The sequence below is a fragment of the Planktothrix sp. PLAVEN19ND genome (genome assembly GCF_057220675.1).
The window spans coordinates 4,210,984-4,234,678 of sequence record NZ_CM170132.1; the positions used below are offsets into that span (position 1 = coordinate 4,210,984).

Sequence of the window (23,695 nt, forward strand, 5' to 3'; positions counted from 1 at the left end):
CTTGATCAATACCGTTGACTCTTGCTATTTATACTGTTACCAAGGACTCCCAATTAAAGTAAAACCCGCCCAATAAAAAGGATGGGATAAATTAACATTTCCCCGGGCAGCAATTTCTGGAGGTAGGGAAATTTTGGTGGTGTTTATTCCAGTTTCATTGATTAAATAACCCTGTTCTAAACGAACTTTTCCTCGTAACATTGCCAGTTGAGCTTGTCGTAGGGCTTCTGCTTTAATCGGACTGGTTGATAGGGCTTGATAAAAGGTATTCATTAACCCCAAAGTTCCCGCATCACTCACATACCATAAACTCGCTAAAGCCGATTTAACTCCTGCTTGAACCGCTAACCCGGCAAACCCTAATTCCGCTTTTTCATCCCCTACGGCCGTTGTACAAGCACTCAAAACTAATAATTCTACAGGAGGTTGATTTAACTTGAGGTTTCTCAGTTGATTTAACCGTAATTTTTGATCCCAAAATTGAATATAAGATTGGTCAGACCCGGCGGTTTGAAATTCTCCATGGGTGGCTAAATGCACAATTGAAAATTGATGTTTACTGCGTTGGGATGTAAGATTATCAACGGTAAAATTCTCATTTAAAAATGATTTTCCCTGCCAAGTGTTATGATTAATAATTAAGTCTAGTTCCATCGGAACTGCGGGCAGAGGCAGTTGATTAGAATTGGGGAAAGTAGAGGCTCCCATCGCTAATATTTTAGAGTTTTTAATATTAACATAGCGAGTATCTGTTAAACTTAAACTGGGAATTAGTCCCAAACTATAGCGTTCTAAAAGAAATTGTTTCCCATCATATAAGGCGGCTAAGGGTAGGGTTCTTAATCCCGTATCCATTGAAAACACTAGGGTATTAATTCCTTCTGCTTCTAATTGGCTTTCCAGAGGTGCAATTAACCATTCATATAATTGTTTGCCATTTTCTTTATAGCGAGTATCCTCTAAATTTTCGGGAGAACGAATTTGATTGGAAAAAGTTCTCGCAGTTTTTAATACCATTTCTCGCGGAACTGGAATACTTTTAAATATCGGTTGTCCTCCAGGTAAAATCAACCTTAATTCTAATTGATTCGATTGACTGGATACATAAACAATGGCGGTTTTATATCCGGTTAATTTATAAATTTCATTTAATGTTTTACGAATACTTTGATCCGTAAGAGGTGTATTCTTTGAGTCTGAACCTAAATAGTTGGAAAATTCAATTCCGCGAAACGTATCAATTTGAGCCAAAGAGGAAATCACGGAACCGGAAGCAATTTGATCCGTGGGAATGGTGGGAGTATTTAAGGGAATAATCGGGGCTTCTAAGGTTTCTACAGGTTCCTGGGGATTAGATGAGATATCCGAGGTGTCCTCTAACACAGCATCTGATGTTGTGGTTAAAACGGGGGTTTTATTATCGGTTTTAGTGGGGATGGGTGAGGTTTTGGTTTCTTGATTCGTCCCTTGTAATTCGGAATTAATTTGATTAACAACAGCCTGGGTTTCTCCTGTTGAATGATTGGAATTTGAGGGGGAATTAGTTTGAGGTAAAATACTGACTAAATTACCGTCGGTAATCGCTCCAGCCGTCCCATTTAAAAGGGGATTTCCCACGGTAAAAGGAATATTACCACATTCAGCCGTGCTACAATGGTCGCCTCCTTGTTGAATCACAATTACTCCTCCTTTTTCTTCCCCTACGCTTGAAATACTGGCGTTGATTTGATTACGACTATTAAAAATTCCGGTTGCTCTAAATAACCCATGGGTTGAAATTCCAATATCACCTCCTTGAGTTCCTCCTTCCCCCCGTAGGGAAACTACATCAATATCTTGGGAAGCATTTAAGGAAATATTGCCACTTTTTCCTTCAGAAGAACTTGCATTAATTCTTCCAGTATTAATTTGATCGCCTGCAATGACAACAATATCCCCTCCGCTGCTACTTCCGGCTGAATTTAAGTTTCCTGACTGTATTGTTCCCGTGATGCTATTCAGATTAATTCCTCGATAGGCTTTAATATCTCCGGTGGTAATGTTTCTATTAGCTAATAATTCAATAGCTATGGAGTCGCCCACTAAGGATGAATTAAAAATCTGACCATTGACTCTAATCCCACCATTACGACTGATTAAATTAATATCTTGACTGTTCAATAAAATATTGCTATTTTTATTACTATTATCCTGGGCAATAACACGAATTTCCCCCGTTTCAATCTGACCTAATGCTGATATATTAATACTTCCATTTCTTTGATTTTCTGATAATAATTGTAATGTTCCCGTCCGAATTTCTCCTTGAGAACTGGTGAGTTGAATGCTTCCCCCTTGGGTACTAATATCCCCAATTAAAATATTTGATTCGGCGCTTAAGGCGACCGATCCATTATCAACTCCCATAATCCGACCTGTTCCAATAATCGATTGTGCTTGCAGATTAATCGGATCATAAATGGTAAAATCTCCGCCTAAAGTTAGGGTATTCGTACTATCTCTACGACCAATTATAATTTGACTAAATCCATTCGTTAAGGCTTGTAAATCCCGACTACTTATGTCAAAACTAGAGGCATTTTCTGTTTCCCCTAAAGTCATAGCTTGGGTATTAAGACTGGGTTGTAAAATTAGAACTCCTGAACCTGAAACAGAATTTATTCCTCCTAATAAATTCACGTCTGTTCCGGTTAAATGAATCGTAGCAGAGCCAGAATTTCCCGTTGATAACTGTTGGGTAGAAATAGTTCCAGATTCACTAGTAATCGCAAGATTACCACCATTTGTGAGTAGGTTTCCCAGGGTAATATTTTCTAATGCCGATAGTTTTAAGCTGGCATTATCTAAACCAGTAACGGTATAAAATTGTTCTCGAAACGGTGTTCCACTGGCAATCATACCTTGAGGAGATTGGATGATAACAGGATCTTTGAATGTAATATTTCCCGCGATAAAAATAGTTCCGTTTCCTTGATTTCCCTTGATAATAATTTCTTGAAATCCATTTTCTAAACTGTTTAAATCACGAGAGTTCAAATTTAATGTGAGTTCTGAGTTATTGTCTTGACCTGCGATTTCAATATCTTGAGCCGCTGTTGCTGGTTGTAAGACAATTTGACCCTGACCTTGAATTGAGTTTTCACCCCCGGTGAAATTAATTTCATCACTGGTAATTCTAATATTTCCCGTGGTAGATTCTAAACGATTAAATGTTCCGGTTCGTAGTCCTTTAGCTGCAACTTCTAACTCAGCATTCAGAATAATATTTCCTCCGGTTTCTTTGCCTCTAGTATCTATTAAATTCGTTGTTAAAGTTCGAGGAGTATTCACTAAAATATTCCCTCCCGAACCTTCACTAGAAGTTGCATCAATACTATAAGAATTTCCCTCTAAAATAATATCTCCTTGTGAACTGGTGAGGTTAATATCTCCAGCTTTAGCACTACCGGAGGTATTAATACTGTTAGTTTGAATGCGGTTTGATGCGTTAAGATTGATATTGCCTCCAGTGCCATTTCCTATCGCACGGGTGGAGAGGGTATCAGTAATAATATCTCCATCACTTTTAAGGGTTATATTCCCGCCTTGGGTACTTGCAGAAGTCGATAGGTTTTCAGTTATAATTCCCCCATTACTGCTGGCAGTTAGGTCTAAATTTCCCCCTTGGGTAATAATGTTTCCTGTGAGTAAATTTACCCCATTAATTACAATTGCAGCCCCGGAAGTACGGATGGTATCCCCCGAATTCATTGTCAACCCACCGCTACCAGATTTATCGGCATCGGCGGTAAAAGTTAATGTTCCTCTGGTAGCTGGAAAGTTCAATTCATTGTCAGTTAAATCAGCAATATTAATACTATTTTTAGCTTCTATCACCACATTTGCTGTGGGGGCAAAATTTTCTAAAGTTTGCTGGGATAGGGTAATATTTTCTTGGGTTTTGTCTTGATTGCCGATATTAATTTCCGGTGCATTAATTGTTAAATTTCCAGGAGTTGAATTAGTTGTTTTTAGGTTAATATTTCCAGCTATATTCAGATTATTTTGACTAAAAATAGTGGCGAATCCTCCTGATCTTTGAGTTGCGTTAGAATCAGAAAATCCTTGAGAACTAATATTCCCAAAAAATTGAGTTGAATCGTTGGCTCCAATAATTATTTTTCCGCCATTTCCATCGGTTAAGGCATCGGCTATAATCGTAGATTGATCATTAATTAATGTCCGCGAAGCAGTGGGAAAAAGACCATTTTCTTGATAATTACTTCCAATGCGGACGACTCCTCCTCCATTGGCACCAGAAGCATCAATTTTCCCATTAAATAAATGAATATCATTGCCAATAATATTAACTTGAGGAAAATTTGATGAAGATGGGTTAAAACTGGTGTTTCTTGTATTCAAAAAACCAGAAATTAAAGCACCCCCGCCCTGAGGGGAAAATTGTGGATTAGAAGCGGTTAATTCTACTGTTCCATTAGGTAAAATATTAATATTTGAGGCTTGATTATCCTCTGGATTTCCTGTCAATAATTTAGGTAAATCTAGGGGATTAATTACGGATTTATCATTCCCATAATTGGGTGTAGTTGTTTCAATTTCTAAGTTGAGTAAATATCCAGTTTGACTAATTCTAACTAAGTTATTTCCCTCAATAGCTGCAATGGTAATTTGTCCGGCGGGTGCATTCAATGTTCCGGTATTAATAACGTTTCCCCCAACTAAGCTTAAGGTTTGTCCCTGAGAAACCGTAAGTTCTCCAGAATTAACAATATTGCCCGGGTTAGATGTGGAGAAAAGAAAGCTATTTGGTTCTCCTGAAAGGCTGTTATAATCATTGGAATCTAAGCTATTAAATAAACCGGAATTAAATCCTATTCCTGTAGCCGTTGTCGCGGTAAACGAACCTGGAACATCTAAACGCGCTCCCGGCCCAAAAATAATTCCAGAGGGATTTAAAATAAATAGGTTAGAATTGCCTCCAGTGACTTGAATTAATCCTTCAATTAAGGAAGGTTGTCCGCCCACCACACGACTCAAAATATTTTGAATTGAATTATTAGAAACAAAATTGGCAATCTGACCCGGTGGAACATTAAATTGAGTAAAACTATGAAATAAATTTCTTCCATCTCCTGACCGTTGACCGCCCGTAATATCCACACGATTATTAAAGGAATTGGTCAGGGTATTGGTACTATTAGGTTCAGGAACAATGGATTGGGCAAAAACTCGGTTTATGGGAAGATTAAGTTTAAAAGTATAACTCAAAAAATCCGAGAACCCACTCATCCCCACCGTCCAAAATCCAGTTAAAGGCAGGGAGAGGAAAACTAACTTAACAAAACGTCCAGGCTGCATAAGGGTTTATGCCTTGAATAAACAATTATCGAAAGGGAATCTACTATTTATTTTCGACAGAAGCCACCCAGATTAACTATTTCTATTACTATGATGAATAGTATTTTAGATTTTAAAACAGAATTATGCGTTTAATTGGTCTTACAGGGGGGATAGGAACCGGAAAAACCACCGTCTCCAATTATCTCGCCACGACCTACCAACTTCCCATTTGGGATGCGGATTTATATGCGCGAGAGGCGGTGAAACCCGGTTCATCCGTTCTCAAACAAATTGTTAACCGCTATGGGAGGGAGATTCTACTTTATGATGGTAACTTAAATCGGCAGAAATTAGGGAGTTTGATTTTCTCGAACTCATCGGAGCGAACCTGGCTAGAGCAACAGATTCACCCCTTTGTACGGGATTGTTTTGTTCACAATATTCAACAATTAGAAGCTCGAAAAATCCAGACTCTCGATGGTAACCCCTACGCTGACGGGGTTTTAGTGATTCCGTTACTCTTTGAATCGGAAATGACGGATTTAGTGACGGAGATTTGGGTTGTTTATTGTTCTGAGCAACAGCAGTATGTGAGGTTGATAGAACGAGAAAAAATTGATTCGGGTCGAAATTTAACCACGGAAGAAGCGGAAGCTAAAATCAATAGCCAAATGTCTTTAGAAGAAAAATGTAAACGGGCGGATATAATTTTATACAATTCTTCAACTCCTGGGGAACTATTTAAACAAGTGGATGCAGCGATTCAAGGATTAAATATCACCTGAAGCCTAAAAAAATTGAGTTTTTCTCAAAAATAGGATAAAATGGAGCAAAGTCCCCAGAGGAAAAAATTATGACAACCTCTGTACAGTTTATCGATGGATTAGACGAAGAAATTAGTGGGATTAGTCTACGGAAAACCAAAGACTCCGAAACAAAAATTGTGGTCTTGCTATTTGAGCGTCTTCAAGCGATAGAAAGATTAAGAGCCTATCGGAAACAAATCACGAATTTATGGTTACGCGATGAGGAGGGACAAATCAAAGTTACCCCCACTGGTGTTAAGTTCTTCTATGCAGAAAATGAAGATCTTTCTAAAGTTGAATGTTACTTTGAGGTTTACTCTGAAGACGTATTTGAAAGAGTTATGCGGTTTTTGAATCGTTATGCAGATGAAAATGGATTTCAATTTCAGTCTGCTTAAAAAGCAAGAGCTTGGTCTTGAATGATTAAGGAAAAAAGAATTTGGGGTGGTTTTTCTTTCGCCTTAAATGATTGGCCCTGTTTGGTGACTTGAGACGCGCCTAAGCGCGCCTGTTTTTCTATTTTTCTAATTGTTTCAAGGCTTGAAACGTGACAAAGAAAAAGCCCAATGAACCCAGGGCGGTAACCACTTGAGCAATTAAATTAGCGATCGCAATTTCATCCATTGTTTTTCCTCCAATCAAACTCGACTTAGGATTGACTATATCTTAGTGTAACCGATCAACTCGGCCTATATTTCCAGAATCTAGGATAACCCGCTTCTACAGATTACTGAACCAATTTGATCTAATCTTCAATCAGCTTGTTGAGAAATAATACAAACCTCCCTGCTAGTGACCCCAAAGATGTTAAAACTTAGGAAAAAGCTCAGGGAGAACGCTAAAAATGCAATTTCAAAGTGCAATACAAGAAGCCTGTTATAACAAAGTTGCCACCTGGATGCGAGAGTTATATGGCAAATTTCCTTGTGCTAGAGAAGATGTCCCCGGACTGGCAATGGTCATGGGTTCAGCTTTAGTTGAGGTGTTTGTGTTTCCTTGGGAAAAAGATGACGCCATCATTAATGCGCGGTCTTATGTGGTCACAGATGTCGAACTTTCTCCCGATTTATTACATTTTCTCCTCCGAGAAAATCATATTATGAGATTTGGAGCTTTTGGAATTGATGAACAGGGAGATATTATTTTTGAGCATACCATTGTTGGCTCCACCTGCGATAAATTAGAATTAGAAGCCTCCGTGAATGCCGTGTTAGAAATTGCCGATGATTATGACGACAAAATTGTAGAACGTTGGGGAGGAAGACGGGCTTTAGATCGGATCTCAAGTTAAAATAATTAACGGTTTTATGGGCGGTTTTAATTATATTTTTCAGTTATAATTAACTTAAATAAATCCGCCCGCAAGCCTATTTTTTAATCAGGTTTTAAAATGACTAATTTATTTGATGGGTTTGATCAATTATTGGAACTGGCAAAAACTTTAGACGAAAAAATAAAAAGTGGCGAAATTAAAACCGACGTACAAATTGGTACTCGCACCAGTATTCCCAGGACGGGGAATATACCCAGAAATAATACCGAATTCCGTTCTGTGATTATTACTCCCCCCTCGGCCCAAACTCCATCGGAAAACCCTAATTTTTCCCCTCCAAATTCCCATTCCCCCTGCAATATTTCAGAAGTGGGAGGGTTAGGAGATGTGATCCAACAATTACGAGAATTAGTAGAACTCCCTTTAAAACGTCCTGAATTGTTAGCAAAATTAGGCCTAGAACCTCCTCGTGGGGTGTTATTTGTCGGGCCCCCAGGAACGGGCAAAACCTTAACCGCCAGGGCTTTTGCCGAGGAGTTGGGCGTCAGTTATATTGCCATTGTTGGGCCGGAAGTCATGGGCAAATATTATGGGGAAGCCGAGGCCAAACTAAGACAAATTTTTGAGAAAGCCGCGAAATCAGCCCCTTGTATTATTTTTATTGATGAAATTGATAGTTTAGCCCCCCATCGTTCCCAAGTCGAAGGAGAAGTGGAAAAACGGTTAGTGGCTCAATTATTAGGATTAATGGATGGTTTTGCCAAAACCCCAGGCGTGATTGTTTTAGCCTCAACAAATCGCCCCGATGCGATTGATCCAGCCCTGCGACGTCCGGGGAGATTTGATCAAGAAATTCGCTTTCGAGTTCCTGATAGAAATGGACGGTTAGAAATCCTGACTATTCTAACACAATCGATGCCCTTACAATCCGTTAATTTAGCAGAAATTGCGGATTTGTCCGTGGGATTTGTCGGGGCTGATTTAAAAGCCACTTGTCAAGCCGCCGCCTATACGGCTTTACGGCGTCAGGTTCCCGCTTTAGAAGCACCCATTCCCGATCAACTCTATATTAATCAACAGGATTTTATCACCGCTTTAACGGAAATTAAGCCTTCAGTTTTGCGATCGGTGGAAGTGGAAACCCCCAATATTTCATGGGAACAAATTGGCGGTTTAGAAAGCATTAAACAAACCTTACAGGATTCTGTGGAAGGTCAGTTACTTTACCCGGAATTGTATCAACAAACCGGAGCCAAAGCCCCCCGGGGAATTTTACTTTGGGGGCCACCGGGGACGGGTAAAACTTTATTAGCAAAAGCGATCGCCTCCCAATCTCGGGCTAATTTTATTGCAGTGAAGGGGCCGGAATTATTAACCCGTTGGGTCGGTGCCGCCGAAGCCGCCGTGCGGGAGTTATTTGCTAAAGCCAGACAAGCCTCGCCCTGTGTTATTTTTATCGATGAAATTGATAGTTTAGCTCCAATTCGGGGGGCTTATCTGGGAGATTCTGGGGTCAGCGATCGCGTGGTGGGACAATTATTAACCGAATTAGACGGTCTACAAAATACCTCCGAAGTCTTATTAATTGGGGCTACAAATCGCCCCGAAGCCATCGATCCCGCCCTATTAAGAGCCGGAAGATTAGACTTACAATTAAAAGTCGATTTACCCGATATTAATAGTCGTTTAGCGATCTTGCAAGTTCATAATAAAAACCGTCCATTAGTTGATATTAATTTAACCGATTGGGCGACAAAAACAGAAGGTTGGAATGGGGCAGATTTAGCCTTATTAAGTAATCAAGCTGCCTTAGAAGCTATTCGTCGCTATCGTCGCCAAGGGTTAACTAATCCCAAAGAAATTTCCATTATTCCTGAAGATTTCCGATTAGGATATGAAGGATTACTCTTACATCGAACTCAATCTAAAACTTAACACAATCCTATGCAAAAATATTTAGCCGGAATCCTTTTACCTGTTCTTTGTTTCCTATCTCCCCTGGTGGCAAATGCCCAAGTTGAAACCACAATTCAACCCTCTCAAATTACCCTGGCGGGAAACCGTATAGAAAAACAGCCCCCCCGTCAAATTTTTGTCCAAACAAATAGTCCAATTCAGGATTTACGGGTTTTAGCTTTAGACTTGACTCGTCGGGATGGAGTCACCATATTTCCGGCATCGGGTATTATTTCAAATAAGTCAAATTGGCAAACCATTAGATCAAATCAAATTATAGTTCCGCTTGAATTTAATTTAAGTCAAGCTCCCAGTAGTGGGGAATATCTCGGCAATTTACGTTTAACCTATACCGGAGGAGAATTAACCCTTCCTATTACTTTACAAATTAAAGATTTTTGGTTACTTCCTATATTAGTATTATTTTTAGGAACAGGATTAGGAATTATCGTCTCAGTATATCGCGCCCAAGGACGACCCCGGGATGAAATTTTAGTGCGCATAGGACAACTACAAACTCAGATGCAGGAGGATATAGAATTTGGAAAAATTACATCATTTAAACAATATATTGAGGCGTGTTTGATCGAAGTTAAAATGGAGTTGCAAACGGAAAAATGGGAACAAGCGATCGCCCTTTTAGAACAAGCAGAAACCATTTGGAAACGCTGGATAAAAGGACGAGCGGATTGGTTACAACAATTTAATTACGCTCAAGAACTCAAACACCAGTTAGAGGAGAAAAATCCTAATGATTTAGAAATAAAAGCCATATTAAGAAACTTAGAAGCCACGATTAACAATGCGCCAGAACTGGAAACTCCCGAACAATTTCGAGAACAGTTAGAGAAAATTTATCAACAGATGAATCAGTTGATTTTGGAGACTCAAAAGCAAGATTTAAAGGCTTTAATTGCCAAAATTCCTTTAGAAAAACAAAATTCTGTTCTGTCTCAATTTCAAAAATTAGAGGAAAAAATAGGATCTGAACCTCCGGCTAATTTTACACAATTTAAGGGTTTAACAGCAGAATTAAATGATTTAAAGGAGCAAGTCGAGCAATTAGATGATCAATCTTCGCCCCGATCTGGTATTTCTAAGAATCCATTGGGAATGGGAGGAATTAGCTCTCCGCCTCCCACCCATTCCACTAATTCAACACCGGAAATAACCAAAGCCGGAGTCCGATTAAAGTTATTTACGGGAACCAGTTATGCGATCGCGGTTATCTTTTTAGCCGGAGCCGGATTCAGTCAATTATACATTGATAATCCCACCTTTGGAGCCAATCCCTGGAAGGATTATTTTGCATTAATGGCCTGGGGTTTCGGTGCGGAAGCCACCCGGGATGCGATTACAAAAGTTGTTCAAAGTTGGAATTTACCGGGGTTGAAGTGACATTAATTATTCAGGTTCCGGTACTGGAGTCCTAATACTATCAGGAAAATTATGTCTTCCATTTGAAAAATTATGTCTTCCATTTGAAACTTTTGGAGGTAGTAAAAGTTCTGGTGGTTTTTCTAACTCAATTCTATATTCTAAAATATAGTAACCTGTTTCATTATCAATAAATGCTTTTAGGTTTTGATGAACTGGATTGAGTTTAAGATTTACTAAACCTGAAAAATATTCATTCTCCTGGTCACTTTTGTCTAATATCCTAACTTCAATTTGGTTTTCAAATTGATAATATTGATCATTTGATCTCCATGATTGTCCCGCACTCAACATCATTTGTAAATATTTTTTTATACTTCTATCTATCAATATTTCTAATTGACATTCATATTCATTTCTATTGTTTAATCGAACACAGTTTAATTTTTCAATTTTAATGAAACTTGACATAATATTCTCCTATTAATATTTTAAAATTTTCATCCTATTCCTGAAATTATTTTATAGCTAAATAGGACAAAGTTGGCGTTCCTGATCAGAAGAATTATTTTCCAAATAAAATTTTAACCAGTGACAACTTTGAGGTAAAAGCTCATCCAAATTTAGATTCCATAGACTAAGATTTTTTTGGTGAGCAGCAACTATCTTATTACCATCAGGACTAAAGCTAATATCTAATATAGCAGATCTTCCCTCTAACGTATCAATAAGTTCTCCGTCTTTTGTCCAAATTTTTATAGTTCCATCTTCACCAGCAGAAGCTATCATTTTGTAATTAGGACTAAAACTAACGGCTCTGACTTTGCCATGATGTTCAGTCAGGGTTTTAACCTTGTTTCCATTAAGATTCCAAAGATTAACGGTACTATCACGACTCGCTGATACTATCATTTGATCTAAATTACTAACGTTAACTTCAAATATACTATCCTTATGACCAGGAAAAGTGTTGATTAATTTCCCATCCAAAGCCCAAAGCTTCACTTCCCGACTCTTACCACCAGAAGCAATCATTTTGCTATCAGAACTAAACTGCACATCCCAAATTGAAGAAATATCTGCTGGAATGTTTTGTAATAATTGGTAGTTCTCTAAACTCCAAATTTTAATAATTTTATATCCACTAGGAGCAGCAATTTTTGTACCGTCTAAGCTTAAACTCAAATCTTGAAAATCCCCACTTTCGCCTGTTATAGTATGAATTAGATTTCCCTTGATATCCCAAATTTTAATCGTTTTATCTCGACTAGCAGAAACAATCTTTTTACCATCAGGGCTAAATTCCACCCTTGTAACTTTATCTTTATGCCCTGGAATTGCTTTAATTAATGTTCCATCTAATCTCCACAATTTAATGAATTTATCATCACTAGCGGAAGCAATCATTTGACCATCTGGACTAAAACCAACTTGATTAATCCAAGTATCATGGCTTCCTATTTGGTTAAAATTCTTTCTCTCTAAATCCCAAAATATAATTGTACCATCTAAGCTGCTTGAGACTAATTTTTTGCCATTATTAATAAAATTTACTGCTGTAACTCCACCACTATGTCCTTGCAAAGTTTGTATCAGAGTACCATCTATTTTCCATCGCTTAATGGTATTATCGTCGCTACCAGAGACTAAAAATTTACTGTCAGGACTAAAACTAATTCCTGGTACTCCTCCTGTATGACCACTTAATGTCTGTATAAGAGTACCATCCTTTTTCCATAGCTTAATTGTACGATCTAAACTTGCGGATGCTAACATTTGACCATCTGGACTGAACACAACGTTATAGACTGCATCACTATGCCCTAAAAAGTTTTGGATTCTGCCATCATTCAAATTTAAAAGCTGTACATTATTATTTTGGCCAGCTAGGGCTAATACTTGACCATCGGGATTAAAATCGATGACAAATCTACAGTCCTTTACAGGAAGAAATTTATAAGGTTTTTGTTCTTGCCATTGCTGAGTTGTCCAAATTTTAATTGTTCCATCTTTACTGCTAGCAGCTAGTTTTTCTCCATTTGGGCTAAAGGCAACACTACAGACTCCATCATCAAATTGAAAAGTTTTCAATTTTTTCCCCTGTAAGCCCCACACTATGACTGTTTTATCCATACTTGCAGATGCAATTGTTTGACCATTCGGACTAAAACGAACACTGGATACTGGGTCACTATGTCCTAATAAAGATCTTAACTTTTCTCCTTGGCGATTCCAAAGAATAATTGTATTATCCTGACTTGCAGAAGCAATAATCTTCTCATCAGGACTTATTCCTAAACTATAAACTGATCCTGTATGACCTGTTAAACGGTTTTCTTCCTGAATATTAGCCACAATCTCTTGTAAAGCGGTTGCTGCACGAATCCTTGTTCCAATGGGAACAAAAAGCGACTTTTTAACCATGTTTCCGGCTTTGATCGCTTCTATCATTCCTTCTAGCTGTTGATCAGATGAGAATAAACTTTTTGCTGAGTTACTTAAGGCATTAATGGTTTGAATCCGAGAATCAATCATGCGATTAACCGCAAATGCACTTAACCCAGTTAGAAATACTAAAGAAATCGCTAAAATTCTATTTTTGGATTTCGCAGCTTTTAAGGCTTGGTGTTTATTCTCATTGGCAATTTTTTCCTGTTCTAACCGTTCTCGAATTAACTCTAATTCCCGTTTTTGAGCTTCTATTTCTCGTCTTTGTTCAGATTCTATATGAGTTCTACTTAATTCCACTAACGCTACTAATTGATCATCACTCCCTAATTCTGCTGCATCCGAACTCTCTAACCAACGTTGGGCTTCAATCAGTTCAAATTCATCTAATAATCCCCCTTTATCCTTCCCTAACCTCGCCCATTCTTCCACTTTTGCTATCAGTCGGCGGCGGGTTTGTTCGGCTTCTCGACGTTGAATAATCCAATCTTGTAACTGGGGCCAACTGCTAATTAAAATTTCATGGGCAATATCAACTTTTCGGGTTTTATCCTCCTTTCCACTTAAAGTTAATAACCGACGATTGGCTAATTCCCGTAAGGTTTCTTCAAAGATTTGATCGTTATCTCCCCTGGCTTTTAAGGCTTCTATAGATTCTTGTCGCCGGGTATCTGCTCGCCCTTCTCCAAACTGAATTAACCGTAAAAATATGCGACGGGCGATGATTTGTTGTTCATCGCTTAAATAAGCGATCGCAGCATCTGCCCGTTGCGCGATCGCCACCTGAATACCGATTAATTTATTATTATGATAGGATAATACCAACGCTTCATAGGCTCTTAATGGTAAATATCGCCGTTCTATTTTTTCCCATAATAAGACTAAGGTTTCTTGTAATAAAGGTAAAACTCCGGGTTCTTTTGCAGCAGTAGTAATTAATCGTTCTAATAATGCCGATTCTATAAAAACATTCGCCTGTTCCGCAGGTTTAAGAATGGCTTCTTGTAATCCCGTTTGATCTAAGGGTAAGACTTCATAGCGATGGGCTTTAATTTCTCGCCAGATATTAGGAGATTCCATCAATTGAGGATAAAAATCTGCTCTAACAGTTAAAACAACATAAAAATTAGGCTTTTTATAAAGATTTAATAGGATTTCTTGAAAGGGAATTACTTCTTGAGGAGATAGGGTAAAAACTTCTTCAAATTGATCAATAACTAATAGGAATTTTTGGGAAGGATGGAATTTTGTTGTAATAGCTTCAACTGAATTTGGATCACAACCTAATGTTGCGGTTAATGTGGTTATGGGTGTTGTACCCGGACGCATGGAATAGATTTGCCATTTTTCTTTTCCTAATAAATTAGTTTTTTGCAGTTGGGGAATTAACCCAGCAAATACTAAGGAAGATTTACCGCTTCCCGATGCTCCTATTACGGCTAAAAAGGGATATAATCTTAGGTGTTGAATTAAATCATTAACTTCTCGTTGTCGCCCAAAAAAGCGATCGCTATCTTCTTGTTTAAAGGCAACCATCCCCGGATAGGGACAATCTGGAATTTCGACTAAAGTAGGAACTGATTTTTGGAAATTTTCACAAATTCGTTGAATAGCTTTCTGTTGTTTTTTCCCATCCGTTGCATCCAAACACTCTAACATTTTTAAACGCATGGGTAACTCTTGAACAGGATGCAAAATAATCCCAACAACTGGCCATAAATTAGTATCAAGTCCGTAGGATTGGAACAGTAAATTAGCAAATTCTACAAAATTATCGGCTAAATAGGCGGGGGAAATCACTAATAAGGTTCGTTCACTATTTTTAACCGCACTTTCAAATTCAATGAGTCGAGGAACACCTAACCGAAACATCGCCTCGGAATGACAGGTTAACCCCGCTTCTTCTAAAGCATTTAATAAATAACCTTCCACCCAGGCGTCATCCTCATCGGCGTAGGAGACAAATACAGAATATTTTTTGGACATAGCAACACCTCTGGTTTTTCGTGGGTGAAGCGGGTCTTTAATACTATCGATTCACCTGCTTTCTATTACCTGATGATTAGAGGAACTTTCCGTATGATTTTGCGATCGCTTTCCCTGATATTCTCGTTCTGTAGGAGGGGGTTATGTATTCATTAGTGTCAACTTAACCCACGTTAGCCCGGAACTAAAGTTCGGGCTTAAAGCTAAAGCTATCTAAAGATAACTAAACACCGGTCTTCATTAACCCGTTTTAACGGGTTTTAGTTTTAAGCCTGAAATTTATTTCAAGGCTTTTAGAATTAAGTTGACGCAGACGGTTCTGTGTTAACCTTCCTAATCCTTAACCCCCAAATTATTAACTCACCCTGGGGGTTAGGATCGACTAATCACAACTCTATAACAACAATATAACAGAATTATTGATTTATTTCAATTATTCGTAAAGTCCCGATGCAGTGTGACCCGGAAGCGGTTTTTTTAACTCGTCAATTAAATGTTTAAAATCCCGTTCACCGCGTCGAGAATCGTCCAGCTTCCGAGGTTTTTCTAATTGTAGGCGTTCGGGAAGTTTAGACGGATCAACGTCCTCTTTTCGTACACAAACCAAACGAGCTTTCCATTCTCTAATTCCCAAGTTTTGAACTAAAACATTCTCAAATTCTGCCATACTATTATCTAAGTATAAATTCGATAAAATGACAAGGGTTCGTTTAGAAAACTTAACACCCCGTTCTATATTAATTACCCGTGCGACCCCTAATAAATCCACATCTCCTGAAACTGCAACTTTTAAGTTTTCCGCTTCTAATTTCGGCACTAAAACATCCCAAACCCAGGTCGAATCTGGTTCTTCATCCACATAACTAATATAAACATCATAGCGAAATTCTTCCTGTACAGAAGGAGAAACCGGACTCACTCCTTTTTGTCCGCCTAAATATAGGGTGAGGGGAAAATTTTCCTCAATATCAGATTTAAAAATTGGGTGTTGGTTGGGTTGGTCGCCGGTAACTTTCGGTTGTAAATACTCAAAAATATCGAATATTCTAATTAATCCGTCATTGCTAGTAATTCCGCCTTTTAATCCGGCGATTAAATGTTTAGTAAAAACGCTATTAGTTGAACCAGTAGTCACATAGGATTGTTCCGTATCACGGGAGGAAGCAAAGATTACCCGACCTTTTCCTTGAACTAATTGATCATAATAATTATCCGGTAATCCCCCTTTGATTTCCGGGATGGTTGGATCTTTGGGTTGACCAATTCCCCCGGAGTGACAACAATCAAAAATTACCACTAATTTTCGGGCTGGAATAGCTCTTAATGCCTCTGTGAATTGAATTCCTGAAATAGCGGTTTCTGCTAAGGATGCACCGGAGGTATAAACCGTATCAACGGGTAATAAATATTCTCCCGCCGTCGGCCCGAATTCAATTCTACCGCCATGTCCTGAGAAGTAAATTAATACCGTTGAATCGGCGTTGGTTTTAGTAGATAAATCCGTTAATGCTTGAGTTAACGCTGATTTTGTGGCTTTTTCATCTAATAATAATTCTACATTTTCAATTAAATAACCACAGAATGAAGGTTCGGTGAGTAAACTATAAATATCCTTAGAATCATTTAAAACCGTTGATGGTAAAGGTTTGATTTTTTGATAATTAGCAATTCCAATAATCAGGGCGTAACAGTTGTTTAATGTTGTCATATTAATTGGGGTGGGCGGGAAAACCCCGCCCCTACGGGTTTAAAATTTAGGCGGTTTGGGGTTCTAGGATTTGATGTTCCTGACGTAAATAGGATTGAATAAAAGCATCCAGTTTGCCATCCATCACATCCTGAATTGCCGTGGTTTCTTCATTAGTGCGTAAATCCTTCACCATTTGATAGGGATGAAAGACATAGTTTCTAATTTGATTTCCCCAAGCCGCTTCGACTAAATCCCCGCGAATTTCTGCCACCGCTTTTGCCCGTTGTTCTTGAGCAATAATTAATAATTTTGCCTTCAACAACGCTAGGGCTTTTTCTTTATTTTGTAACTGAGATCGTTCTTGGGTACAACGCACAGCAATTCCCGTGGGTAGATGAACAATTCGCACGGCGGTTTCCACTTTGTTAACATTTTGTCCGCCTTTTCCCCCAGACCGAGTGGTGGTAATTTCTAGGTCTTTATCAGGAATATCCAACTCAATAGAATTATCCAAAATTGGCATAATTTCCACCCCAGCAAAACTGGTTTGTCGCTTATCGTTGGCATTAAACGGTGAAATTCTAACTAAACGGTGCGTGCCTTTTTCTCCTTTTAAATACCCGTAGGCATAACGGCCGTCAATTTCCAAAGAAACCGATTTAATTCCGGCTTCATCCCCTTCAGAAATTTCGGTTAAATGGACTTTATATCCTTGAGCTTCCCCCCAGCGAGTATACATCCGCAGGAGCATTTCCGCCCAGTCTTGGGCATCGGTGCCCCCGGCTCCGGCATTAATGGTTAAAATAGCACCATGTTGATCGTAAATCCCCGAGAGCAGTTGCTGCAATTCCCATTGATCAAATTCTCGATTAAGTCGGGAAACCGTGGTGGTGGCTTCTTCTAACAGGGAGTCATCGGTTTCTAACTCCAAAAGTTCTAAGATAGCTTTGGTATCTTCAATAGCTTGTCGCCAGTGTTCCTGCTGCTGCACAATTGATTTAAGATCATTCAACTGTTGAAGGGTTTGTTGTGCGGTTTTTTGTTCATCCCAAAAGTCGGGCTGGGCACAAACTTGCTCTAAATCTTGAATTTTAGCTTGAAGTGCAGGCAGGTCAAAGATAGTCCTGGGTTTTACCCAGGTGCTCAGATAACAGTTCGATTTCCCGTTTAATTTCTAAAACATCCATTGCGATCACTTACCGTCTTTCAACACGAAAAGGTACACTTTTAATTTTAGCGGGAATTGGGGAACAGTCAACAGTTAACATCGAAACTATGTCACGTCAAATTTTTACTGGGGATAGTCCTTTGCGCCAAATGCGACCCGTTGATCGTTGGGTGGATTTATTATGGGTTTTAGGTTTATTAGTGGCGGCGCTGACCCTCTATGGACTGCATTTAGGAGGAGTCCCCCTGCGAGATTGGGATGAGGGCTTAGTGGCTCAAGTGGCGCGGGAAATGGGCAGGGGACAACAAACTTGGCTGCATCCAACTTTGCATGGAATTCCCTATTTGAATAAGCCTCCTTTAGTGCATTGGTTAATGGCTTTTGCCTATCAAATGGGGGGGGTAAATGAATGGATGGCGCGGCTTCCTTCTGCCTTATTAACGGCGATTTCTGTGCCTATTTTATATGGGATTGGTTTAGAGTTATTTCGCCATCGTACCTCGGCTTTATTTTCAGCTTTAGTTTATCTAACCTTAATGCCTGTTATCCGTCAAGGGCGGTTAGCAATGTTAGATGGCACAGTGATATTTTTATGGTTAGTTTTAGTTTGGTGTGTATTGCGCTCTCGACGGGATTTAAGATTTGCTTTAGGGTCGGGAATTGCCTTTGGATTATTATGTTTAACTAAGGGGATTTTCTTAGGATTATTATTAGGGGCGATCGCGTTTTTCTTCCTCTTATGGGATACGCCCCGGTTATTAACTAGTCCCTATCTATGGTTGGGTTTAGGGTTGGGTTTAGTACCTGTAGGTGTTTGGTATGGGGCGCAATGGATTTATTATGGACAGGGATTTATTCAGGGAAATTTAGTCGATCAATCTTTACAACGAGTTTGGCAACCGGTTGAGAACCATTCCGGGCCGATTTGGTATTATGTATTAGAACTTTTGAAATATGGCTGGCCCTGGCTATTATTTTTGCCCCAGGGATTAAGATTAGCTTGGCAAAATCGGAATTTAAGTTGGGCTAAATTAATTATAGTTTGGTCTGGGATTTATTTTGCTGCAATTTCCTTGATGACGACTAAATTACCCTGGTATGTTTTACCGATTTATCCGGTATTGGCGTTGGCGGTGGGGCGATATTTGGCGGAGGTTTGGAAGGAAGGCGATCGGGATATTGGGTTATGGAAATTGGGAAAAGTGGGGCGAGGCAAGTATGAACATTTTGTTAAACCTACGCCGGATCAACTCTTACCCCTGTTTATTCTATTAGCCATTATTTCAGCCCTGGGATATTGTTATTTTGGCGGGATGCTTTCTTGGGTTATTCCTAATTTTATTCCTCAACGGGATTTACAATTCACCTTCGGAGCGTTGATGTTAACAATGTCTTTTGTAGCGGTTTTAATTAGCCAAAAAGATCGACAATTTTTGCTAGTTCTATTTTGGGGAACCTATGTATCTTTATTGTTATTTTTTACTTCTAATTATTGGGTTTGGGAGTTAAATGAAGATTTTGCCGTTAAACCCGTGGCGACAATTGTACGGGAGGGAACACCCCCAGGAAAAGAAATTTATATGGGTCATCGGTCTGGGCGGCCGTCGTTGAATTTTTATAGCGATCGCCATATTCATGCTGTTGATGATGCGACCCTGAAAGATAAATGGGAAACCCTAGATCAACCCTATTTATTATTGAAAGAAAATACCCTGAAAAAATTAGAGTTAAACAACGTTAAAAAAATTGATCAAACTCCCGACTGGATATTAATAACTAAGAAACCTTCATCATTAAAAACGTAGGGGTTGGGTCTTCCAACCCTCTTGGCTTGCTATAGGTTTCTAATATTAAGTTAGATTTTTTAAATGTAACAAAAGGGGCGGGTTTAGAAAGATTATTGGTTGGAATTATTAACCCTTGTAGAACCCGCCCCTACATTTCCTATTCCCTTTTTAAGACAGTTAACAGCCAACTCCATGTTAATGTTAATTTCTATATTGCAGATACTCAACACACAAACGTATAAAGGATCATGTCGGATACTCCATCGTCTCAACCCTCAGAAGAATTAACCAAAGAAGCCAATTCAGATCGCGGCGCCAAAACCCGACAACTGTTAGGGATGAAAGGGGCGTCGTCGGGGGAAACCTCTATCTGGAAAATTCGCCTGCAATTAATGAAACCGATCACCTGGATACCCTTAATTTGGGGGGTGGTCTGTGGCGCGGCTTCATCGGGACATTTTAGTTGGTCAGTGGAAGATGTGTTAAAGGTGGCGACCTGTATGTTAATGTCTGGGCCATTAATGACCGGGTACACCCAGACCATGAATGATTTTTACGATCGCGAACTTGACGCCATTAATGAGCCCTATCGTCCCATTCCTTCCGGGGTGATTTCCATTCCCCAAGTCGTTACCCAAATTTTCCTCTTATTGGGTTTAGGAATAGGGATTTCCTACCTATTAGATACTTGGGCGGGCCATGAATTTCCCATAATTACGGTTTTATGTATCGGTGGGGCATTTGTCTCCTATATTTATTCTGCACCCCCCCTGAAACTCAAACAAAATGGCTGGTTAGGGAATTATGCACTTGGAGCGAGTTATATTGCTTTACCTTGGTGGGCGGGTCATGCGTTATTTGGAGAACTCACCCCAACCCTGATGGTGTTAACCCTATTTTATAGTTTAGCGGGGTTAGGAATTGCCATTGTTAATGACTTTAAAAGTGTGGAAGGCGATCGCCAATTGGGGTTACAATCCCTGCCAGTGATGTTTGGGATCACGACGGCGGCGTGGATTTGTGTTTTAATGATTGATATTTTCCAAGCCGGGATGGCGGTTTATTTAGTTAGTATCAAGCAAAATCTATATGCTACGGTGCTTTTACTGATGATTATTCCTCAAATTACTTTCCAAGATATGTATTTTCTACGCAATCCTGTAGAAAATGATGTTAAATATCAAGCAAGCGCCCAACCGTTTCTAGTTTTAGGAATGCTAGTTGTGGGTTTAGCTATAGGTCATGCGGCGATTGTAGGTTAATTTCCGATCAAACGGCCTGATCCCTACCCTGGTGTAAAGCCGGGGATCAGGGAAAAAACCTCGATTTTTGGCGAGGTCACCGATTCGACAGCTAACTATTGAAGAAAGTCGGCTTTTGCCTGGGCTATCCTAGAATATACTGTCGAATATTCAATTAAACTAACCATTTGTCCGAACCAATGGAAGAATCTCAATTACCATCCAGACCCAAAACGGACTCGTTAGAGTCAGAAACCTACCAGGAAAATACTTCTAGTGCGGTTTCAACTCAGCCCCTTTTGACATCGCCCGTGATGGCGACGGAAGTAGATCCCGATCAGGTTTCTGCGGAAACTGCTTCTGGGTCGAACCCCCAAGATGGGACTTGGTATCGTCACGCTCTGAATCGGCTCAATTCCCAATGGGCCAAACTGCGTCAAGGTTTCACCTCTAAAGACCCTCAAGGGAAACCCTGGTATCGTCGTCCGAGGGTGTGGATTGGAGTTGGGGTGATCAGTGTGGGCGGTGGGGCCTTGGGTTATGGGGCTTGGCAATGGTATCAGATTGATCAGAGTCTACCCCCGGTCTCGGTGAGTGGGATAGCCTCCTTTAGTCGCGATGGCACGATTACGATTAAGGCCAATAACGGTGATATTTTAATGCAAACAGGGCCAGCAACCAGGGAAAAACTCCGCCTCAAACAAATTCCCGAAAAACTGGCGCAAGCGTTCATTTCCACTGAAGATATTCGTTTCTATGACCATGATGGGGTGGACTATCAAGGCATTGTCCGCGCCGTTGGCTCTAATATATTAGCCGGGGGAGTGGTGGAAGGGGGAAGTACCATTACCCAACAGTTAGCTCGGATTGTTTATTTGAATCAAGAACATAGTCTGATTCGGAAACTCAAAGAGGCAATGGTATCTTGGAAAATAGAAGACCAAATTAGTAAAGATGATATCCTAGAACGCTATTTGAATTTAGTATATTTGGGTTCGGGTGCTTACGGGGTCGCGGATGCGGCCCATGTTTATTTTAGTAAGTCCGTAAATGAATTAACTTTGTCGGAAATGGCAATGTTAGCGGGTTTACCCCCGGCACCGAGTCAATATTCTCCTTTGGAAAATCCAGAAGCGGCTAAAAAAAGGCGCAATATTGTTCTCCAAAGAATGCAGACGGCGGGAGTCATTACCGCAGCCGAGGCCCAAGCCGCAATAGAAGAACCCCTGACCCTCAAACCCAGTCAACCTAAACGGTTATTAGTTAAAGCTCCTTATTTTTCTAGTTATGTCTTAAAAGAACTCCCCCAATATGTTTCTAAAGAAGCCATGGAAGCTGGTGGGTTAACAGTTGAAACCAGTTTAGATGTGAAATGGCAAGAAGCTGCTGAAAAAACCGTGAAAGATGCGGTGGAAATTGATGGTGCGGGTTCAAATTTTGGTCAAGCGGCTTTAGTTTCTATAGAAGCAAAAACCGGAGAAGTTAAAGCCATGGTGGGAGGATATCAATATAAAGATAGTGAATTTAATCGCGTTACCCAAGCTCAAAGACAACCCGGATCAACCTTTAAAGGATTAGTTTATGCGACGGCAATTGGGGCGGGTTTCTCCCCCTATGATAGCTATTTAGATGAACCCTATAAAGTAGATGGCTACCGTCCTCGAAATTATGGGAATAAGCATTCTGGATGGATGTCGATGTCCGATGCTTTAAGCCGTTCTGTGAATGTAATTGCGGTTAAAGTATTAGTAGATGTTGGGTTTGAACCGGCAATGAAACTGGCGAAAGATATGGGAATTAAATCACCCTTAAAGCCGACCTATGCTATGGCTTTAGGAGCCTATGAAGTTAATTTGTTGGAGTTAACTAATGCTTACGGAACCCTAGCCGATGAAGGTAATTATATTCCAGCCCATGGCATTCGTCGTGTTTTAGATAAACAGGGAAATATTATTTATCAAGCTAAATTTAAACCCAAACAAGTGTTAGATAAAAATAGCGCCGCCATCACTACTTGGATGTTAGAAGGAGTTGTGAATGCGGGAACCGGAGGCCCAGCGGCTTTATCGGATCGACAGGTGGCGGGTAAAACCGGAACCTCTGAAGAAGCCAGGGATTTATGGTTTATTGGTTATATTCCCCAAGCTGTAACCGGAATTTGGTTAGGAAATGACAATAATGATCCGACCTGGGGCGCTAGTAGTAGTGCGGCCTATAGTTGGGGGGAATTTATGCGACAAGTGGTCGAGGGAATGCCGGTTGAGAAGTTCCCGAAACTGCCTGAATTAGAAGGACGTAAAGGCAGTATTAAAGCTAAAGCCCATCAACCCAATAGTATTGAAACCGGGTCAAAAGTAGCTATTGAAGATGGTGATCCCGGTGATCCCGCCCAAGCTGCTAGGGCTGATGGCAGTTACGCCAGCAATTCTGAATATTCTGATGGTGGCTATTCGGAAAATAATAACTCCTATAGCAATTCCTACAGTAATGGCGATGGATATTCCTCGGATGGTGGATATTCCTCGGATGGTGGATATTCCTCGGATGGTGGATATTCGGAAGGTTCCAATAATTATTAAACGGCTAAATTCTTTTAAACGCGCTAAAATTCAGGAGGATTTAT

13 protein-coding genes are annotated in these 23,695 nt (G+C 39.8%); 8 read left to right on the forward strand and 5 right to left on the reverse strand.

Annotated elements, in window-relative coordinates:
• Window positions 1-36: 36 nt before the first annotated feature.
• Window positions 37-5,358, reverse strand: coding sequence for a CHAT domain-containing protein (locus AC2D3N_RS17910; RefSeq protein ID WP_484691686.1), 5,322 nt, complete (start codon window positions 5,356-5,358; stop codon window positions 37-39).
• A gap of 125 nt (window positions 5,359-5,483) precedes the next feature.
• Between AC2D3N_RS17910 and coaE the strand changes: the two genes are divergently transcribed.
• From coaE to AC2D3N_RS17935, 5 genes are all read left to right on the forward strand, one after another.
• Complete coding sequence (gene coaE / locus AC2D3N_RS17915; RefSeq protein WP_079680965.1) at window positions 5,484-6,125, forward strand: dephospho-CoA kinase; 642 nt, start codon at window positions 5,484-5,486, stop codon at window positions 6,123-6,125.
• 68 nt (window positions 6,126-6,193) lie between these two features.
• On the forward strand, window positions 6,194-6,544 hold the full coding sequence (gene psb28 / locus AC2D3N_RS17920) for a photosystem II reaction center protein Psb28 (protein WP_079680964.1): 351 nt from the start codon (window positions 6,194-6,196) through the stop codon (window positions 6,542-6,544).
• A gap of 446 nt (window positions 6,545-6,990) precedes the next feature.
• Window positions 6,991-7,437, forward strand: a complete 447-nt coding sequence (locus AC2D3N_RS17925) for a T3SS (YopN, CesT) and YbjN peptide-binding chaperone 1 (protein ID WP_484691687.1) — start codon at window positions 6,991-6,993, stop codon at window positions 7,435-7,437.
• Window positions 7,438-7,536: 99 nt separating this feature from the next.
• Complete coding sequence (locus AC2D3N_RS17930; protein ID WP_484691688.1) at window positions 7,537-9,354, forward strand: AAA family ATPase; 1,818 nt, start codon at window positions 7,537-7,539, stop codon at window positions 9,352-9,354.
• Between the two features lie 9 nt (window positions 9,355-9,363).
• Window positions 9,364-10,773 (forward strand): hypothetical protein, encoded by a 1,410-nt coding sequence (locus tag AC2D3N_RS17935; protein WP_484691689.1) that lies wholly within the window; start codon window positions 9,364-9,366, stop codon window positions 10,771-10,773.
• 6 nt (window positions 10,774-10,779) lie between these two features.
• Here the strand turns inward: AC2D3N_RS17935 and AC2D3N_RS17940 are convergent, their stop codons facing one another.
• The 4 genes from AC2D3N_RS17940 to prfB all read right to left on the reverse strand — a co-directional run bounded on the left by AC2D3N_RS17940 (window position 10,780) and on the right by prfB (window position 18,063).
• A complete protein-coding gene (locus AC2D3N_RS17940; RefSeq protein WP_484691690.1) occupies window positions 10,780-11,223 on the reverse strand; it encodes a hypothetical protein in 444 nt (147 codons plus the stop codon).
• A 57-nt stretch (window positions 11,224-11,280) separates the two neighbouring features.
• A complete protein-coding gene (locus tag AC2D3N_RS17945) occupies window positions 11,281-15,186 on the reverse strand; it encodes an nSTAND1 domain-containing NTPase (RefSeq protein ID WP_484691691.1) in 3,906 nt (1,301 codons plus the stop codon).
• A 433-nt stretch (window positions 15,187-15,619) separates the two neighbouring features.
• Window positions 15,620-16,894 (reverse strand): caspase family protein, encoded by a 1,275-nt coding sequence (locus AC2D3N_RS17950; protein ID WP_484691692.1) that lies wholly within the window; start codon window positions 16,892-16,894, stop codon window positions 15,620-15,622.
• A gap of 46 nt (window positions 16,895-16,940) precedes the next feature.
• Window positions 16,941-18,063, reverse strand: a protein-coding gene (prfB, locus tag AC2D3N_RS17955) for a peptide chain release factor 2 (protein WP_484691693.1) whose coding sequence is annotated in 2 segments (ribosomal slippage) — window positions 16,941-17,990 and window positions 17,992-18,063 — 1,122 coding nt in all. Because the reading frame shifts where the segments join, the coding sequence is not laid out codon by codon here.
• Between the two features lie 88 nt (window positions 18,064-18,151).
• Between prfB and AC2D3N_RS17960 the strand changes: the two genes are divergently transcribed.
• The 3 genes from AC2D3N_RS17960 (at window position 18,152) to AC2D3N_RS17970 (ending at window position 23,651) form a co-directional block, all read left to right on the forward strand.
• On the forward strand, window positions 18,152-19,849 hold the full coding sequence (locus tag AC2D3N_RS17960) for an ArnT family glycosyltransferase (RefSeq protein ID WP_484691694.1): 1,698 nt from the start codon (window positions 18,152-18,154) through the stop codon (window positions 19,847-19,849).
• 230 nt (window positions 19,850-20,079) lie between these two features.
• Window positions 20,080-21,093, forward strand: a complete 1,014-nt coding sequence (gene chlG / locus AC2D3N_RS17965; RefSeq protein ID WP_079680956.1) for a chlorophyll synthase ChlG — start codon at window positions 20,080-20,082, stop codon at window positions 21,091-21,093.
• 179 nt (window positions 21,094-21,272) lie between these two features.
• Complete coding sequence (locus AC2D3N_RS17970; RefSeq protein ID WP_234996799.1) at window positions 21,273-23,651, forward strand: transglycosylase domain-containing protein; 2,379 nt, start codon at window positions 21,273-21,275, stop codon at window positions 23,649-23,651.
• Window positions 23,652-23,695 lie beyond the last annotated feature (44 nt).

Excerpts from the sequence above, each read along its gene's own strand:
- AC2D3N_RS17925 (WP_484691687.1), top strand. The coding sequence starts at position 6,991 with ATGCAATTTCAAAGTGCAATACAAGAAGCCTGTTATAACAAAGTTGCC.
- AC2D3N_RS17940 (WP_484691690.1), bottom strand. The coding sequence starts at position 11,223 with ATGTCAAGTTTCATTAAAATTGAAAAATTAAACTGTGTTCGATTAAAC.
- AC2D3N_RS17960 (WP_484691694.1), top strand. The coding sequence starts at position 18,152 with ATGTCACGTCAAATTTTTACTGGGGATAGTCCTTTGCGCCAAATGCGA.
- chlG (WP_079680956.1), top strand. The coding sequence starts at position 20,080 with ATGTCGGATACTCCATCGTCTCAACCCTCAGAAGAATTAACCAAAGAA.
- AC2D3N_RS17945 (WP_484691691.1), bottom strand. The coding sequence starts at position 15,186 with ATGTCCAAAAAATATTCTGTATTTGTCTCCTACGCCGATGAGGATGAC.
- AC2D3N_RS17970 (WP_234996799.1), top strand. The coding sequence starts at position 21,273 with ATGGAAGAATCTCAATTACCATCCAGACCCAAAACGGACTCGTTAGAG.
- coaE (WP_079680965.1), top strand. The coding sequence starts at position 5,484 with ATGCGTTTAATTGGTCTTACAGGGGGGATAGGAACCGGAAAAACCACC.
- AC2D3N_RS17935 (WP_484691689.1), top strand. The coding sequence starts at position 9,364 with ATGCAAAAATATTTAGCCGGAATCCTTTTACCTGTTCTTTGTTTCCTA.
- AC2D3N_RS17950 (WP_484691692.1), bottom strand. The coding sequence starts at position 16,894 with ATGACAACATTAAACAACTGTTACGCCCTGATTATTGGAATTGCTAAT.
- AC2D3N_RS17930 (WP_484691688.1), top strand. The coding sequence starts at position 7,537 with ATGACTAATTTATTTGATGGGTTTGATCAATTATTGGAACTGGCAAAA.
- psb28 (WP_079680964.1), top strand. The coding sequence starts at position 6,194 with ATGACAACCTCTGTACAGTTTATCGATGGATTAGACGAAGAAATTAGT.
- AC2D3N_RS17910 (WP_484691686.1), bottom strand. The coding sequence starts at position 5,358 with ATGCAGCCTGGACGTTTTGTTAAGTTAGTTTTCCTCTCCCTGCCTTTA.